Below are 15,166 nucleotides of genomic sequence, written 5' to 3'. Positions count from 1 at the left end.
GGACGTTCGGCCGGCACTAGACCGGCGGATCTTCCCACGGGAACCGCTGGGCTCCCGGCAGCGGATTCAGCGGCACCACGATCACGGGCCGGTGCTGTCGGTGCGCCAGATGCACCGCGATGGAGCCGTTGAAGAACTCGCGCACGCTGCCGCGGAGCCCGGCCTCCCGCGTCCCGATGACGATATAACGCGCATCCATGTCCTCCGCCAGCCGGGCCAGCGACCACGCAGGGTCGCCCGCCCGCTGTTGCAGCGAGTACGGGATGCCGCGGCCATCGAGCGCCTTTCGGATGTGCGCCTCCAACTCGGGGTCGAAGTGCTTCTCCTCCGTCTCCGGGAGGTCCGGATCGTACGGGAGAGCGACCACCGTTCCGTCGACGTAGCTCGAGACGACGTAGCGGTCGGGATCGACGTTCGCGCACACGAGCGGGATGTCGAGGTCATCGGCCAGGCGCGCGGCCTGCTCCAGCACCACGAGAGGCTGGCCGGGGACCACGGCCACGAGGATTCCCCCTCTGCCGGCGATCTCGTTGCCGTTCATGCCCCTAGTGTGCACTATCACGGGTTCACTCGCGTGGAGCCGTGGAGTACGGTCGCCGTACCAGTGTCTGAGAGGAGCCCGATCCGATGGCCGACACGCCACCGCTTCCCCGGGAGCGACGCCGCACCACCCGCGGACTCCGCCCGCTGCCGGAGCTGACGAAGGACCTCGTCGCCCAGTTGCAGCGACTGGTCGCCGCAGAACTCGCGCTGTTCAAGGCGGAGATGACCGCCAAAGCGAAGGCCGCCGGAATCGGTGCCGGCCTTCTGATCGGCGCGCTCCTCTTCCTGTTCTTCGCGTTCGCCGCGCTGATCACCGCGGCGGTACTCGGGTTCGCACTCATCCTTCCCGCCTGGCTCTCCGCCATCATCGTGGGCGTCATCCTCATCGTCATCGCCGTCGTCATCGGCCTCATCGGCCTGCGCAGCCTCAAGAAGGGCATGCCTCCGGTGCCGGACGACCTCGGTAGCGAGCTGAGCGCCGACGTCAAAGCTCTGAAGGGAGAGCAGCCGTGACCTCCGAGACCATCCCTGCGGTGCACCGTCAGGGCCAACGACCGGCCGGACGTCCGCCGCTGCCGAAGGGCGCCGGGATCAATTCGCTCAAACTCGACCTCGAGGTGACCCGCGACGAGCTCGCGAGCACGCTCGACGACCTGTTCGCGACCTTCAACGTCCGGGTGCAGATCCGGTCCCATCCCGTCTTCTTCACCGGGCTGTTCCTCGCGCTCACCGGAGCTGCGGCCGGTATCGCGACTCTGCTCCTGCGGAGGCGCGGGCGTGCCGGCTGACCAGGGCGGCGTGGGCAGCGACCGCGCCAAAGCGGTTCGTCGGATCGAGGACCGCAACAGCGTCCACTGGTACCGCCTGCCGTGGGGATTCATCTTCAAGCGCACGATGCGCAGTTTCTCGACGGACCAGTGCACCGACCTCGCCGCCGGCCTCACCTACTTCGCCGTCCTGTCGCTGTTCCCCGCGCTGCTGGCGCTGGTCAGCATCCTCGGCATCGTCGGGCAGAGCAAGACCGGAGTCGACGCCCTGTTCGGGATGGTGAACGAGCTCGCGCCCGGCATGACCGACGTGCTGAAGGGGCCCATCGGGGATCTCGCCTCGTCGCCCGCCACCGGGTGGGCCCTCGCGATCGGGATCGTCGGCGCCGTCTGGTCGGCGTCGGGATACGTCGGAGGGTTCGGGCGCGCACTGAATCGCGTCTACGGAGTGCAGGAAGGCCGGACGTTCATCGCGCTCCGTCCGGTGCAACTCGGCGTGACACTGCTGGCGTTGGTGCTGGTGTCGCTGCTGGCCCTGCTGCTGGTCATCTCCGGCCCCGTGGCCCAATTCCTGGGCGGACTGATCGGGCTGAGCGACGCGTTCCAGGTCGCCTGGTCGATCATCCGCTGGCCGATCGTGGTCGTGGTGATCGTGGCCCTCGTCGGCGTGCTGTACGCCGCCACGCCGAACGTGAAGCATCCCAAGGTCCGGTGGCTGACGCCCGGCTCGATCGCCGCCATCGTGGTCCTGGGGATCGCTTCGGCACTGTTCGCCTTCTACGTCGGCAACTTCGGCAACTACGACCGGACCTACGGCGCGCTGGCCGGCATCATCGTGTTCCTGCTGTGGATCTGGATCGCGAACAACGCACTGCTTTTCGGCGCCGAGCTCGATTCCGAGACCGAGCGGGCGCGGGAGCTGATCGCCGGCATCGACGCGGCCGAGGTGCTGCGACTGCCGCTCAAGTCCGACAAAGCGCTGCTGAAGGCTCGGGAGGCACACGCCGGCGACATCCTCGCGGCCAGGGACATCCGGCGGCGTTATCGGGCGAGAGCGTGAACCTCGGTCGCAGGCTCCCTAGGCTCGTCGTATGAGCGACCAGCGACCCGGCCACGATGTCCCCGACGCGCGCGGACGCAGCGGACTGCACCAGACCGGACGCGACCTGACCGGCAATCCGGGTGTGCGCATCCGTGACGTGGAGGTCACCTCCGACGGCTGGCACGTGCTGCGACGGACGACCTTCGACTATCGCGGCCGCGACGGGGCGTGGACGACGCAGGCCCGAGAGACCTACGACCGAGGCAACGGCGCGACGGTTCTGCTCTACGACCCGGTCGGTCGCACCCTGCTGCTGTCGCGCCAGTTCCGCTTTCCCGCGTATGTGAACGGCCATCGGGACGGGATGCTGGTCGAGTCGGCCGGCGGGCTGCTCGACGGCGACAGCGCCGAAGAGGCGATCCGTCGCGAAGCCGCTGAGGAGCTGGGCGTCCGGATCGGCGAGCTGACGCACCTGTTCGACCTCTACATGAGCCCGGGGTCCGTCACCGAGCGCGTCCACTTCTACGCCGCGCCCTACACGCCGGCGGACGTCGTGGGTGGCGGCGGACTCGAGGAGGAGGGCGAGGAGATCGAGCCGGTGGTCGTGCCGTACGACGAGGCCCTCGCGTGGGTCGCCGACGGCCGCATCGCTGACGGCAAGACCGTGATCCTGGTGCAGTGGGCGGCCCTCAACCTGTTCGGCTGAGCGGGCCGGTTGCGGTCACTCAGCCGTAGCGGAGGGTGGAGCCGCTCGACTTGAGGAAGTCGATGTGCAGGTGGTTGCACGTGTCGTCGAAGGGCTTGAAGTTCGAGAGGTCCATGGATGACCGGCAGCCGACCTGACCCAGGCCCGTGCCGTCCGGGACCAGCGGGTCGAGGATGCGGATGAGCTCCACCGACTTCGCGTCGCCGCCGGTGAGCGGGGAGCCGTTGAGCAGATAGAAGTCGACCGCGTGGCCGCCGCCGTCGGCGTAGTGCGCCGAGTCGGTTCCGGCGCCCTCGATCTGGCCGGTGCAGCGACGGTTGATGTCGCTGACGCCGACCTGGTTGAAGTTGTCGAGCGCGATCGAGATGGCCTGAAGGACGCGGTAGTCGACGCCGCAGCCCGGCACGGCCTGACCCTCGGCGAGGTCGGCGATCTCCGGGATGTGGTTCGGTGTCGAGCCGACCAGGCGCCCGGATGCGACCGCGCCCATGATCTGGACGGCCAGTGCCTGCACGGTCGGCGACACGCTGGCGTTGGTCGTCGAGTCGAGCGCCTGCGGGCTCTCCTGGATGGCGAGGCCGTCACGAGCGACGACCTGGGTGACACCGCCACCGGTGAGCGTCTGCACAGCGAGGGCGGTGCGCGCCGCGCCGACGGTCGAGCCTTCTCCTGAGGTCGCGTAGGCGGGAAGCGCTGCGGTGCCGAAGAAGGCCGCCAACGCGAGCATGACGACGGCGTGGACGCCCCAGCGACGACGCTCGGGGTGCGAACTGCGCACGCGGGGGGCACGGACCGGACGTGCGGGCCGGGCGGCACGTTCGACGCGGGCCTTCGGGCTTCGCTCGGCGCGGGTCGGCTTGACGACGATGCGCTCACGGGTGCGCGGGCGGCTGCGTTCGGCCTCGAGCGCGGCTCTGCGGCTGGGGAAGGGCTGAGCGATGGTCAGCTCTTCCGGCGTCGTGAACGCGGTGACCGGGTCGTCCGAAAGTTCCGGCTGCTGATCCACATCCACCACGACGGGTGCCCTGAAAGTCCGGCGAGGCCGCACTGAAGGAGTGGACTGTGGCAAGCTGCTGGGTCTTCCTGGGGGGAGTCGGTCGGGGGCGACGCACGCTGTGGCGCGAAAAGGGTACCGACCATTTCTACCCGATTTCGCCTGGATGTTCCATCAATGCAGACGAATAGATCCCGGCCGGGGGCTCGTCCTGCGTGTTCGGGTCACGCAGGGGCCCCCCTCCGGGACCGGGACGGCGGCAGGCGCCATCCCTTGAGAATCTAGGGATGCAGTGGCCGCGAAGGGCTTCGCGGTACGGCTGATACGACCGGGTTCTCAGGCTCCGGTCAGGGGATGTCGACAACAAGTTCGACACGCCCGGCGACCTCTCGGAGGGCGACCGTTCCGCGTTCTGAGAGCTGTCGCAGACCGATCCCCGGTCGCGCAGTGTCCAGCGTCCCTCCGGACTCGATCACGACCTCCACTCCGTCGTCGCCTCGCGGCCGCAACTCGACGCTCACGGGCGAACCGTCGCCGTGCCGGACCGCGTTCGCCAGCCCCTCCGAGACGGCGTCGACCACGGCGGACGTCCGGGCCGGATCACCCAGCCGATCCCACACGCCGTCCTCGATTCGTGCACGGAGGTCGATCGCCGACGACCAGCTCTCGACGAGCGCCCGGACCTCGTCGGCAGCGTGCGGTTCCTCCTGCCCCCCGCGCAGCGCATCCCGAGCACGGCCCACGACCTCCGCAAGGCGCACGCCGGGGGTTTCCGGCCCCACCGCCCGCGTCGACGTCAGAGCGAGAGCACCAGCGATCAGCTCGGACTGGACCCCGGCGTGCAGCAGCCGCGCCAGCGACGCGCGCTCGCGGTCGTACTCCGAGCGGATGCGGGCGGCTGCGCCGACCCGCGACTGCAGCGCCCGCTCCAACTCGGCCTGGTCCTGGCGGACCCGGATGGTGAGCGAGGTGACGAACGCGACTCCCAGGGTGATCAGCGGATAGGTGAGCGCCTCGAACCAGGCCGAGGAGGGATTCTCGCCGACGAGTGTGAGCGCCAGCCCGGTCGTCACGGCCAGGACGACGCCGACGACCGAGTAGAGCACGAGCAGGAGCAGCGCCCGCGGAACGGCCCTCTGCGGGAGCGGGATGGCCGCGACCCCCGCCCCGGCGACCAGGAGGACAAGCAGTCCGGTGACCACCGGCAGCAGACTGACGGCGCCGATCTGCACGAGTGCGAACGGAAGGACGAGGGCGGTGAACAGCACGGCCGCGGTGATCGGCGGCGCAGCCCGCATCCCTCCGATGACCGACGCGGCCCACTCGCCGCGGCTGAGGCCCCGCGCCTCGGGTGGCCCGCCGGCGGAGTCGTCGTCGTAGATCCGGTGGCTGGCGGGGCGCACGACGTCTTCAGCGAGGGTGCGCAGCACGCGCGCTGCCTCCACCGGTTCCAGCCGGTGCGCAGTGGCAGTCGTCGCCGCGTCCTCCAGCGCCGAGACCACCTCGTCGACCGCCGTGCTGCGCAGTCGACGGAGCCTGTCCGCCGCGCACTCGACGTCCCGTTCCGACGCGTGCTGCGCGGCGCGCAGACGGCGGAACATCCCGCGGTGCTCGCACACCAGATCGACGCCGATCGCGATCAGAGAGAACATCACCACGACGACGACCAGGTTGATCGCCATCCGTCCGATCAGGTCGCCGGCCATCACACGGATGCCGAGCAGACCGCCCGCCTCGAGGAAGAGCAGCGGACGGGCCGCACCGACCACGGCGTAGATCGTGAACACGGCGAACGGACGCCCTCGACCCCGCACGACACGCAGCACGGCGGCACCGACGAGGAGAAGTCCGCCGAGGATCGCATGCTGCAGGGCGGCGACCGCGAGCACCGCGGCAGGGCCGCCCGTCACGTACTGGAGCCCGGACATCACGGTCAGGGCGGACGGCAACGTGACCAACCACGTCCACCAGGTGATGGCCGACCCGCTCCAGACGCGCGCGATCGAACGACGGACCGGGAGCATCGGGGATCAGAGCCCCGTCGCGGGATCGCCGAAGGTCGCCGTGTACAGGGTCGCGGCGGCGACGCGAGGGGCCGTCCGCTCGGTATTGGCGAAGCCCAGCGCGGAGAACACGCGTTCCACGCTCTTCTCGACGGCGCGCACGGTGACGTTCCGGCGACGCGCGATCTCCGCATTCGAGAGACCTGCCGCAAGCAGTCGCGTGGTCTCCAGCTGGGCGGCGGTCAGGCCGAGCAGGCGGGAGCGCGCGTCGGAGCCCCCGCTCTCGCGCCGGACCGGGCGGTCGGCGAGGACGGCCTCGGCCGCATCCACCAGCTCATCGACGGACTCCACGGCCGCTTTGTTGACGAACGAGGCGTCCGAGACCGTGCTCCGCGCCTGAACGGCGGCAGCATCCCGGGACAGGTTGCTGAGGAACATCACGGCGATATGCGGCGCGCGCTGCCGCAGGATCGTGGCGAGTTCGACGCCGTTGGGCCGCTGGCCGAGGTCGATGTCGGTGACCAGAAGATCCGGGTCGATTTGCTCGGCGATGCGCAGGGCTTCCGCCGCCGAGCCGGAGGGGGTGGCCTCGAAGCCGCGCTGCCCGAAGGCGTCGACGACGAGCGAGCGCATCAGGGCGTGGTCCTCCACCACCAGAACCCTGCGCCGCCACGTGTCCACCGCCACTCGCATAGGATAACGCGGCACGGGCGATCGACCGGCCGGACCGGCGACCCCCGTTGTGGTCCCCCGCGGCCCGCGGAGAGCCGCGCCCATCCGTTCCGTAGACTGGCTCCGAAGACCCGACGACACGGAGGATGCGCATGGGATCGAGGTGGGCCCGCCTCTCCCGCGGCATGCTCGCCTCGGGAGTCGCGATCTTCGTCGCGGCCTTGTTCCACGTCGCCGGTGGCGGAGCCGCTCCCGCACCGGTCGCGCTGGCGCTCAGCATGGCGTTCGCCACCCTCGCCTCCGTAGCGCTCACCACCCGCCGACTGTCGCTGTGGCGGCTGACCATGGCCGTCGGCGTCAGCCAGTTCCTCTTCCACGCACTGTTCTCGCTCGGCGAAGGCGGCGCGCGGTTCAGCACTCCCGGCGGGATGACGCACCTCCACACCGGCGTTCACCTCACGATGACGACGGGTGCCATGCCTGCAGCGCACGGCTCCGATCTGAGCCCATCGATGTGGCTGACGCACGCAACGGCGGTGCTGGTCACCGTCATCGCGCTGCGCTTGGGTGAGCAGGCGTTCTGGGGGCTGCTCCGGACCGCCCGAGTGCGCATCCGGCACGTGACCGACCGTCTCGTCGTCGTCCCGGTCGCGGTCGGTCCGCGGATCACGGCGGCGCCTGCGGAAGCCGAGCCGTCGCGACTGCGAGACCTCGGGCTCCCCCTCGCCCGGCTGCGGCACCGCGGACCGCCGGCGGTCGCCGGCGCGTTCTGACAGCGACCCGGGAGGCCCGGGCGTCGCTGCGACACGCGCACGCGCACACGCACACGCCTACCGACGATCCGATCACAAGGGACCTCCCATGAAAAAGACCACGTTCGCCGCGTCCATCGCGGCGGCATCCACCGCTCTGCTCCTCGCCACCTCACCGCTCGCGGCGAGCGCGCACGTCCACGTCGACCCCGGAACGGCGACGCCGGGCAGCTACACGAACCTCACTTTCAAGGTGCCGACCGAGTCGGCGACGGCCGGCACGGTCAAGCTGGTCGTCGACCTACCGACCAAGACACCGTTCACGTCGGTGAGCTACCTCCCGCTCGCGGGATGGACGACCACCGTCGACACCGAGAAGCTCGCCGAGCCCGTGAAGACGGACGACGGCACGATCACGGAGGCGCCCATCCGCGTCACCTGGACGGCCGACACCGGCGTCCAGATCGCGCCGGGACAGTTCCAGCAGTTCACGGTGTCGGCGGGTGCCGTTCCGGACACCGGTTCCGTCGCGCTTCCGACCCACCAGTACTACTCCGACGGCACCGTCGTCGACTGGGATCAGCCGACTCCCGCCTCCGGTAAGGAGCCCGAGCATCCCGCGCCGACCCTTTACATCGACGACCCGGCTCCCGCAGAGGGTGGTGCGCCGGCGCTCGTGGCGACCTCCACGCCGAAACCCGAGTCTGCGACAGCGGGGACGACGGCGACGGTCGTCTCCCTTGCGGTGGGCGTCGGCGGTCTCGCGCTCGGAGCGATCGCACTGGTCATCGCCGTGTTCGCCCTCACTCGGGTGAGCCGCAGCCGCGAGCGTAAGGTGCAGGGATGAGGAACAGGCTGATCGCCGCGGCCGCCGGTATCGCCGCGGCCGCCGCCCTCGCGCTGGCCCCCGCGGCCGCCGCCGACGCGCACGACTATCTCGTCGGCAGCGACCCGTCCGCCGACTCCACGGTGACGTCTCAGCTGGATTCGGTGTCACTCACCTTCAACGACCGCGTGCTGGATCTGTCGGGCAACGGCTCGACGAACCTGCTGACGGTCACCGGCCCCGACTCCGGCACCCGCCACTTCGAGACCGGATGCGCGACCGCGGCCGACACGAAGCTCAGCGCACCCGTCGCGCTCGGCTCCGCCGGCACGTACACGGTGACGTACCAGATCGTCTCCGCGGACGGACACACGGTGTCGTCGTCGTACACGTTCACCTATCAGCCGCCTGCCGGGGCCACCGCCGCGGACGGGTCCGCGTCGACGCCGTGCGGAGCCACCACGACCCCGAGCTCGACATCGGCTCCGGCGGCGACCGGCTCAGGGAGTGGGGCCACCTCGCCCGCCACGGCTACCGCGTCCACCCCCCAGCCGACCGCCGCCGCGGGGAGCGGCACTGATCTCGGCCTGGTGATCGGCATCGCGATCGCCATCGTCGTGCTGGCGATCATCGGAGTGGTCATCGTGCTGCTCACCGCTCGCCGCAAACCGCCGACGACGACCGAGACACCCGACTCGGAGGAGCCGAAGGAGTGAGGGCTCGCCGCGGCGCGCTGGCTCCCGACGCGCGCCGTGGCGACCTGCGAAGGTCCACCCTGGGACTATCCGCGCCGGGATCGCTGGCGTAACGTTCGCGCATGGCCAGACAGAGTGGTGACCAGCAGACCTCGGACTTCCCGGACCTCGTCCCCGAGGGTCAGATGGATCCGGACATCGTGCCGGTGACACTGCCTGAGCCCGACTCGGTCGACGACGGCGACGAGGAAGACGGTCGCCTCTAGTCGGTCGGGTCCCCCGACTCCCCCGACTCGCCGATCTGGCCCTCTTCGGGGTCGTGCGCTGTCAGGTCGGCGCTCGTGTACTGGCGCTCGCCCGGGTCGAGGTCTTCGCGCTCGTCGTCGCCGTTGGCTCTGGGATCCGACATGGTGTCCTCCGTCACTGTTTGATGGGTTCGCTTTCGGACGGTAGCCCTCGGCCGCGTGGACCGACAGGGGTGCTGGGCCAGCGGACGCTCACCGGGGGTTGAGCAGTCGCCCAGTTCCGTACGGCAGGGTATGCCTCGTGGAGATCGTGGTCGACGTCGTGCTCGTGGTGCTCGGCATCCTTGCCGTCGCGGCCGGCTGGAGCAAGGGCGCCATCCGCGCTGCCGGGACGCTGGTCGGGCTGGGCCTCGGGCTGTGGCTCGGGCTGACACTCGCTCCCATCGTGGTCGACTGGTTCGCTGCGTTCGGGTTCAGCGGGGTCACCGAGCGCTCCGTGGTGGCCGGCATCGTTATCCTGGTCTGCGCCGGAGCGATCTACGCCATCGCCGGCGCGCTGGCCTCCATCATCGGCAAGCTCTTGCGCCGAGGACCGGTCCGGTGGCTCGACTCTCTCGTCGGCGCGATCCTCGGTCTTCTGACCTGGGGGGTCGTCGTCTGGCTGCTCGCCGGGTTCGCCCTGGCGACCAGCCTGGCCACGGTGGTGCAGGCCGCGAACTCGTCGCGCGTCGTCGCCACGCTGAACGGCATGGCGCCCCTGCCCTCCTCGGCCGTCCTGGGTGCGGTCGACGATGCGCTGGCCGGTGCCGGGCTGCCGAAGGTCTTCGCGGGTGCGGAGGCGATCCGCGCGGTCCCCGAACCCGACCCCTCGGTCCCGGCCTCGGTCGCCCGGTCGGAGCAGTCCGTGGTCACCGTGCTCGCATCGAAGCCCGCTTGCGGCGTCGACTCCGAGGGCACGGGATGGGTCCTGCAGCGCGGTCGCGTGGTGACCAACGCGCACGTGGTCGCCGGGGCCTCGTCCGTCGTCGTCCGGATGTCCGGGAGCACGAGCGTGGAGCGGGCGACGCTCGTCGCCTTCGACCCGTCGCGCGACCTCGCCGTGCTCGACGTGACCGACCTCACCGCACCGGCGCTCGACGTCGGCCCCGACCTGACGGCGGGCGCCCCCGCCTATGCCGTGGGATACCCGGGCGACGGCCCGTTCACCGTGTCTCCGCAGCGTGTGCGCGACCGCGTCACCGCACGCGGAACCGACATCTACCAGAGCGGGAGCGTCGATCGCGACATCTACTCGCTGCGCGGCGTCGTCCGCCCCGGAAACTCGGGGGGACCCCTGCTCGACCAGAACGGACAGGTCGCGGGAGTCGTGTTCGCCCGGAGCGCCACCGACGCGGACACCGGCTACGCGCTGACCCTGGCCGAGCTCCGGCCCGTGCTGTCGTCCGTTGGCTCTGCCCCGATCAGCTCCGGCGCCTGCTCGGCCGGCTGAGCGACGCTCTCGCACGACGCCTCCGGTCATGGTTGGCTGGTGCCATGAAGGCTGTGACCTACTCCGCGACCGGTGATTCCGACGTTCTGACCTTCGGCGAGCGCGAAGAGCCCCATGCCGGCCCCGGCGAGGTGCGCGTGCGCATCCACGTGTCCGGCGTCAACCCCACGGACTGGAAGGCACGGAAGGGCAGCGGATCGAAGCAGCTTCCCCGGCCTCAGGTACCGAACCAGGACGGGGCAGGGGTCATCGACGAGGTGGGCGAGGGAGTGACCGGCTTCGCGGCCGGCGACCGGGTGTGGGTGTGGGACGCCGCCTACCAGCGCCCGGACGGCACGGCTCAGGAACTCGTCGTCCTGCCTCAGAACCTCGTGGTCGCCCTCCCCAAGGACGTGAGCTTCGACGAGGGCGCGTCGTTCGGCATCCCGGCCCTGACCGCCCACCGGGCGCTCACCTCGTACGAGCACGCAGCCGCCGAGCTGACGCCCGGATCGCTGGACGGCCGCACGGTGCTGGTCGCCGGAGGCGCGGGCGCGGTGGGCCACGCCGCCATCCAGCTCGCCGTCTGGGCGGGAGCGACGGTCATCGCCACGGTCAGCAGCCACGACAAGGCCGAACTGGCCCGCGCCGCGGGAGCGCACCACGTCGTCAACTACACCGAGCCGGACACCGCGCAGGCGATCGGTGCCCTCGCACCACGTGGCGTCGACATCGTGGTCGAGGTGAACGTGGCCGCGAACGCCGAGCTCGACGTGAAGGTCACGAATGCGAACGCCACAATCGCGAGCTACGCCGACGCGCCCGGCGCCGACTCGGTGACCATCCCGGTGCGCCCGAGCATGGCCAAGAACCTGCGCTGGCAGTTCCTCCTCACGTACACCGTGGCATCCGAGGCCAAGGAGGCCGCAGTCCGCGCGGTGTCCGCGGCGGCAACCGACGGCGCGCTGCGGGTGGGCGCCGACCACGGCCTCCCGATCACGCGATTCCCGCTCGACCAGACCGCGGCGGGCCACGACGCCGTTGAGGGCGGCGTCGTGGGCAAGGTACTCATCGACGTGGCTTGAGCGCCTGCACGATCAGGGCGACGACGGAGGCGGCGGCGATCGCCGCGGAGTAGCCCAGCGCGGTCGGCAGCAGGCCGATGATTCCGATCAGCTCACCCGCGACCAGGGCCGGAAGCCCGTATGCGAGGTAGCTGACCAGGAAGATCCCGGCGAAGAGTTCGGCGCGCTGGTCGTTCGGAGCGAGTGGCGCGAGGATGCGCAGCATCCCCGAGAACCCGGCCCCGAAGCCGCCACCGGCGACGGTCGCTCCGACGAAGAGCAGCGGCAGGACGGCGGCGCCGATCCCGACCGCGGCCACCGCGACGCCGACCAGGATCGCCGCCATCGACCACACGACCGTGGTCCGCGCGACCGCGCGGGTGAGAAGCAGGCCGGCCACCGCGCCGACGGCCGGCGGGACGGCGACGATCGCGCCATTCAGGAGCCCGCTGTCGAGGTGGAAGATGCCGTGGAGGATGGACGGAGACAGTCCGATGAAGAGGCCCGCGAGCATCCAGGTCGCGATGAAGAGCGGGAGCGCACCGATGAACTCGCGGCGGGCGGCAGCGGGGATCAGCAGGCGCGGGATGAGCGACCGGACCGCTCCAGGGCGACGCACCACCGTCTCCGGCGAGGCCACGATCACCAGGATTCCGGCGGCGAACAGCAGCGCCAGGGTGATGAACACCAGGGTGGTCGGCTGCGGAACGAACTGCACGGCGAGACCGGTGAGGAATGCACCGATCGCGATGCCGCCGACGGGTGCGGTGCTGCCGATGGTGGCACCGAGCTTCTTCTGCTTCTCCGGGGCCAGCTCGACGAGCGCGGCGGTGAAGGTGCTCATCGCGGCTCCCGTCGCGACGCCCTGGATGGAGCGGGCGCCGATGATCCAGCCGATGTCCGGGGCGAAGAGGAACACCAGCATCGCCACGACCTGCAGCGCGAGTGCGCCGATCAGCACCGGGCGACGCCCGATGTGGTCGGACAGCGAGCCGGCGATCAGGAGGGTGATGAGCAGCGTCACGGCGTAGATGGCGAAGGCCACGGTGAGCAGCCACGGCTGGAACCCCCACTCCTGCTCGTACAGGACGAAGAGCGGGCTGGGAGCGCCGACCGCGAGCGCCACGGCGACGAAGGCGAGCGCCGTGCCGGCGAAGGCGGCAGTCGGGCGAAGCCGGAACGGACCGCCGGACTTCCGGACGGCGGCCGGCCGGACGGCGAGCATGCCCCCGGTGCGGGTCTCTTCGGCTGTAGTCATGTCGGCTCCTTAAAGCAAATAGGATTGCTTTTGCGACTATAAGTGCGGGACTGTTAAAAAGCAACAAGATTTGCTTTAAGCTATTCCTATGGATACCACGACCACACCGTCCAAGCGCACGGGCGGCCGCAGCGCGGCGGTCATCCACAACGTGCGGACCGCCGTCGAAGAACTCGTCGAAGAAAAAGGTCAGGACAGGGTCACCGTCCCGATGATCGCCGAGCGCGCCGGCGTCAATCCGACCAGCATCTACCGACGCTGGGGCGACCTCCCCACGCTCATCAACGACATCGCGACGTACCAGCTCGACCCCGAGCGCCCGCTGCCCGAGAACGGCGACCTGCGCAGCGACCTCACCGCCTGGACGCGCGAAATCGTCGACCACTACCGAAACCCGGTCAATGCAGCGCTCCTGCGCGGCGGTGCCTCGGCTGCCGGCGAGCAGCAGTCGTACTGCCTGCGCAACCGCCGCATCGAGGCCAACATGCTGCTCGGGCGCTACCCCGACACCGCGGTCACCGCCGACGACATCCTCGACGTCGTCATCGCGCCCGTCATCTACCGCGTGATCTTCCTGCCCTGGACGCTGGAGGACACCACCGCCGAGCACCTGGTCGACCGGCTGTTCAACTAACGCTCTCACCAGGCGGTAAGGTCGGGAGGCGATGCGCCAGGAACCGACCAGCGAGGAACGCGCCGCGGCCCGCTCCGGCTGGGCCGTCGGCATCGCGACGGCACTGTACGGAATCTCCTTCGGCGCGCTCGCGACCGCCTCGGGACTCGACGTCTGGCAAGCGTGCGTCCTCAGCCTCGTCATGTTCAGCGGTGGGTCCCAATTCGCCCTGATCGGCGTGCTCGCGTCGGGAGGGGTCGCGGCTGGCGGCACCGCCATCGCGAGCGCCGCGCTGCTGGGCGTGCGCAACTCCTTCTACGCACTGCGGCTCTCGCGGGTCATCGGCCCCGGGTTCTGGAGGCGCGCGGGTGCCGTGCAGCTCACCATCGACGAATCCACCGCCGTCGCCATCGCGCAGAAGGAGCCGAGGGCGCAGCGCATCGGCTTCTGGGTGACCGGGCTGGTCGTGTACATCGGCTGGAACCTGATGACCCTCGCCGGAGCGCTGCTCGGCAACCTGATCGGAGACGTGAAGGCCTACGGGCTCGACGCGGCAGCGGCCGCCGCCTTCCTCGGCCTGCTCTGGCCCCGGCTCAAGGCACGACAGACCCAGGCGGTCGCGGTCGCCGGTGCTTTCGTCGCGACCCTCCTCACACCGTTCCTGATGCCCGGCCTCCCCGTGCTGGCGGCCGCCGTCGTCGCCGTCGTGATGGGGGTGCTCAACGTGTTCGGTCGTCGCGACGATCCGCCGCATCCCGAAGCGATCCCCATGGAGCGGGAGGTGGAACCGTGACCACCTGGCACGTCATCCTCCTCGGATCGATCGCGGTGCTCGCTCTCAAGGCGATCGGCTGGATGGTCCCGCCGAAGGCACTCGACCATCCCACCGTGGCCCGCGTCAGCGACCTCCTGACCGCGGCGCTGCTCGCTGCGCTGATCTGCGTGCAGACCCTCGGCGCCGGTCAGTCGCTCCAGCTCGACGCGCGCCTTCCAGCGGTCGCGATCGCGGCGGGACTCTACGCGCTGCGGGTCCCGTTCATCATCGTGGTGCCGGCCGCGGCCGTGGTCGCCGCACTCATCCGCTTGCTCACGTAGCCACCGCCGAGCGGGTGTCGGCGGCCGCACATACCGTGACGCTGTGAGCGCATCCTGGCACCCCGTGGCGAACGCGCAGCCCTCGGAGTGGCTGCTGCGCCAGGGTTCGCTCGGAGCGCCGTACGGCGTGATCCGCCGGTTCGCGTTCGGGGACCCGAATCGGCCGGACGTGTGGTTCCGCGCCGTCACCTGGGCGCCGACGTCGGAGGGGCGCGAGCTCATCGGATGGTGCCGAACGCTGGAGGCGGCCGCTGCCGCTGCCTGGGACCACCGCTGCGCCGCGGAGTCATGGCGTCACCATCTGGCGGCCCGGCGGACCGACGCGGCGACGATGGCTGCTCAGCGCCCGTCGGCGGCAGAGATGGTGCGCTTCTACCGCGCCGCACTTCGTCGCGACGCGCCCGTTTCCGTCTGACGGACGGC

The 15,166-nt window shown here is 70.5% G+C and carries 20 protein-coding genes; 14 read left to right on the top strand and 6 right to left on the bottom strand.

From position 1 onward, the window contains the following. Positions 1–16: 16 nt before the first annotated feature. Positions 17–541, bottom strand: a complete 525-nt coding sequence (locus AB4Y74_RS17275) for a universal stress protein (protein WP_441800285.1) — start codon at positions 539–541, stop codon at positions 17–19. A gap of 86 nt (positions 542–627) precedes the next feature. On the opposite strand from AB4Y74_RS17275, the gene AB4Y74_RS17270 reads away from it, so the two are divergent. Genes AB4Y74_RS17270 through AB4Y74_RS17255 form a run of 4 tightly spaced genes read left to right on the top strand, consistent with a single transcriptional unit; the run spans position 628 to position 3,058 of the window. After that, complete coding sequence (locus AB4Y74_RS17270; protein WP_441800284.1) at positions 628–1,056, top strand: phage holin family protein; 429 nt, start codon at positions 628–630, stop codon at positions 1,054–1,056. Further along, positions 1,053–1,331: a hypothetical protein gene (locus AB4Y74_RS17265; protein WP_441800283.1), complete on the top strand. Its 279-nt coding sequence runs from the start codon at positions 1,053–1,055 to the stop codon at positions 1,329–1,331. Before AB4Y74_RS17270 ends, AB4Y74_RS17265 begins: the two co-directional genes overlap by 4 nt. Then, positions 1,321–2,370 carry a YihY/virulence factor BrkB family protein gene (locus AB4Y74_RS17260; protein ID WP_441800282.1) on the top strand — a complete coding sequence of 350 codons (1,050 nt, stop codon included), beginning with the start codon at positions 1,321–1,323 and terminating at the stop codon, positions 2,368–2,370. Before AB4Y74_RS17265 ends, AB4Y74_RS17260 begins: the two co-directional genes overlap by 11 nt. A 31-nt stretch (positions 2,371–2,401) precedes the next feature. After that, entirely contained in the window at positions 2,402–3,058 is a 657-nt protein-coding gene (locus AB4Y74_RS17255) for an NUDIX domain-containing protein (protein WP_441800281.1), read from the top strand. 19 nt (positions 3,059–3,077) lie between these two features. On the opposite strand, the gene AB4Y74_RS17250 is transcribed toward AB4Y74_RS17255, so the two are convergent. From AB4Y74_RS17250 to AB4Y74_RS17240, 3 genes are all read right to left on the bottom strand, one after another. Beyond that, positions 3,078–4,073 carry a hypothetical protein gene (locus AB4Y74_RS17250; RefSeq protein WP_441800280.1) on the bottom strand — a complete coding sequence of 332 codons (996 nt, stop codon included), beginning with the start codon at positions 4,071–4,073 and terminating at the stop codon, positions 3,078–3,080. 326 nt (positions 4,074–4,399) lie between these two features. After that, a complete protein-coding gene (locus tag AB4Y74_RS17245; RefSeq protein ID WP_441800279.1) occupies positions 4,400–6,076 on the bottom strand; it encodes a sensor histidine kinase in 1,677 nt (558 codons plus the stop codon). Positions 6,077–6,082: 6 nt separating this feature from the next. Then, positions 6,083–6,742, bottom strand: coding sequence for a response regulator transcription factor (locus AB4Y74_RS17240; RefSeq protein ID WP_441800278.1), 660 nt, complete (start codon positions 6,740–6,742; stop codon positions 6,083–6,085). A gap of 137 nt (positions 6,743–6,879) precedes the next feature. On the opposite strand from AB4Y74_RS17240, the gene AB4Y74_RS17235 reads away from it, so the two are divergent. The 4 genes from AB4Y74_RS17235 to AB4Y74_RS17220 all read left to right on the top strand — a co-directional run bounded on the left by AB4Y74_RS17235 (position 6,880) and on the right by AB4Y74_RS17220 (position 9,266). Next, positions 6,880–7,500, top strand: a complete 621-nt coding sequence (locus AB4Y74_RS17235) for a hypothetical protein (RefSeq protein WP_441800277.1) — start codon at positions 6,880–6,882, stop codon at positions 7,498–7,500. 88 nt (positions 7,501–7,588) lie between these two features. Beyond that, on the top strand, positions 7,589–8,326 hold the full coding sequence (locus tag AB4Y74_RS17230) for a YcnI family copper-binding membrane protein (protein WP_441800276.1): 738 nt from the start codon (positions 7,589–7,591) through the stop codon (positions 8,324–8,326). Beyond that, entirely contained in the window at positions 8,323–9,021 is a 699-nt protein-coding gene (locus AB4Y74_RS17225) for a copper resistance protein CopC (RefSeq protein ID WP_441800275.1), read from the top strand. Before AB4Y74_RS17230 ends, AB4Y74_RS17225 begins: the two co-directional genes overlap by 4 nt. Before the next feature lie 101 nt (positions 9,022–9,122). Continuing rightward, the gene (locus AB4Y74_RS17220) at positions 9,123–9,266 is read left to right on the top strand and encodes a hypothetical protein (protein ID WP_441800274.1); all 144 of its coding nucleotides are present in this window, start codon (positions 9,123–9,125) and stop codon (positions 9,264–9,266) included. Here AB4Y74_RS17220 and AB4Y74_RS17215 read toward each other — a convergent pair. Then, complete coding sequence (locus AB4Y74_RS17215) at positions 9,263–9,409, bottom strand: hypothetical protein (RefSeq protein ID WP_441800273.1); 147 nt, start codon at positions 9,407–9,409, stop codon at positions 9,263–9,265. The genes AB4Y74_RS17220 and AB4Y74_RS17215 overlap by 4 nt on opposite strands. Positions 9,410–9,546: 137 nt before the next feature. Here AB4Y74_RS17215 and AB4Y74_RS17210 point away from each other — a divergent pair, with 137 nt between their 5' ends. Both AB4Y74_RS17210 and AB4Y74_RS17205 read left to right on the top strand, forming a co-directional pair. Next, a complete protein-coding gene (locus AB4Y74_RS17210) occupies positions 9,547–10,734 on the top strand; it encodes a MarP family serine protease (protein ID WP_441800272.1) in 1,188 nt (395 codons plus the stop codon). A gap of 44 nt (positions 10,735–10,778) precedes the next feature. Next, on the top strand, positions 10,779–11,798 hold the full coding sequence (locus tag AB4Y74_RS17205; RefSeq protein ID WP_441800271.1) for an NADPH:quinone reductase: 1,020 nt from the start codon (positions 10,779–10,781) through the stop codon (positions 11,796–11,798). Here the strand turns inward: AB4Y74_RS17205 and AB4Y74_RS17200 are convergent. After that, positions 11,782–13,035: an MFS transporter gene (locus AB4Y74_RS17200; RefSeq protein ID WP_441800270.1), complete on the bottom strand. Its 1,254-nt coding sequence runs from the start codon at positions 13,033–13,035 to the stop codon at positions 11,782–11,784. The two genes, AB4Y74_RS17205 and AB4Y74_RS17200, sit on opposite strands and share 17 nt — an antisense overlap. Positions 13,036–13,123: 88 nt before the next feature. Here AB4Y74_RS17200 and AB4Y74_RS17195 point away from each other — a divergent pair, with 88 nt between their 5' ends. The 4 genes from AB4Y74_RS17195 to AB4Y74_RS17180 are packed head-to-tail and all read left to right on the top strand — an operon-like array spanning position 13,124 to position 15,158. After that, positions 13,124–13,669, top strand: a complete 546-nt coding sequence (locus AB4Y74_RS17195; protein WP_441800269.1) for a TetR/AcrR family transcriptional regulator — start codon at positions 13,124–13,126, stop codon at positions 13,667–13,669. Between the two features lie 31 nt (positions 13,670–13,700). After that, entirely contained in the window at positions 13,701–14,441 is a 741-nt protein-coding gene (locus AB4Y74_RS17190; RefSeq protein ID WP_441800268.1) for an AzlC family ABC transporter permease, read from the top strand. Beyond that, the gene (locus AB4Y74_RS17185; RefSeq protein WP_441800267.1) at positions 14,438–14,743 is read left to right on the top strand and encodes an AzlD domain-containing protein; all 306 of its coding nucleotides are present in this window, start codon (positions 14,438–14,440) and stop codon (positions 14,741–14,743) included. Before AB4Y74_RS17190 ends, AB4Y74_RS17185 begins: the two co-directional genes overlap by 4 nt. Before the next feature lie 43 nt (positions 14,744–14,786). Continuing rightward, positions 14,787–15,158 carry a hypothetical protein gene (locus AB4Y74_RS17180; protein ID WP_441800266.1) on the top strand — a complete coding sequence of 124 codons (372 nt, stop codon included), beginning with the start codon at positions 14,787–14,789 and terminating at the stop codon, positions 15,156–15,158. Positions 15,159–15,166: the final 8 nt, after the last annotated feature.

It is taken from the genome of Leifsonia sp. RAF41 (assembly GCF_052114085.1).
Classification (GTDB): domain Bacteria; phylum Actinomycetota; class Actinomycetes; order Actinomycetales; family Microbacteriaceae; genus Leifsonia.
The sequence above is the reverse complement of the archived record's forward strand: the minus strand, read 5'-3'. Positions and strand labels throughout refer to the sequence as shown.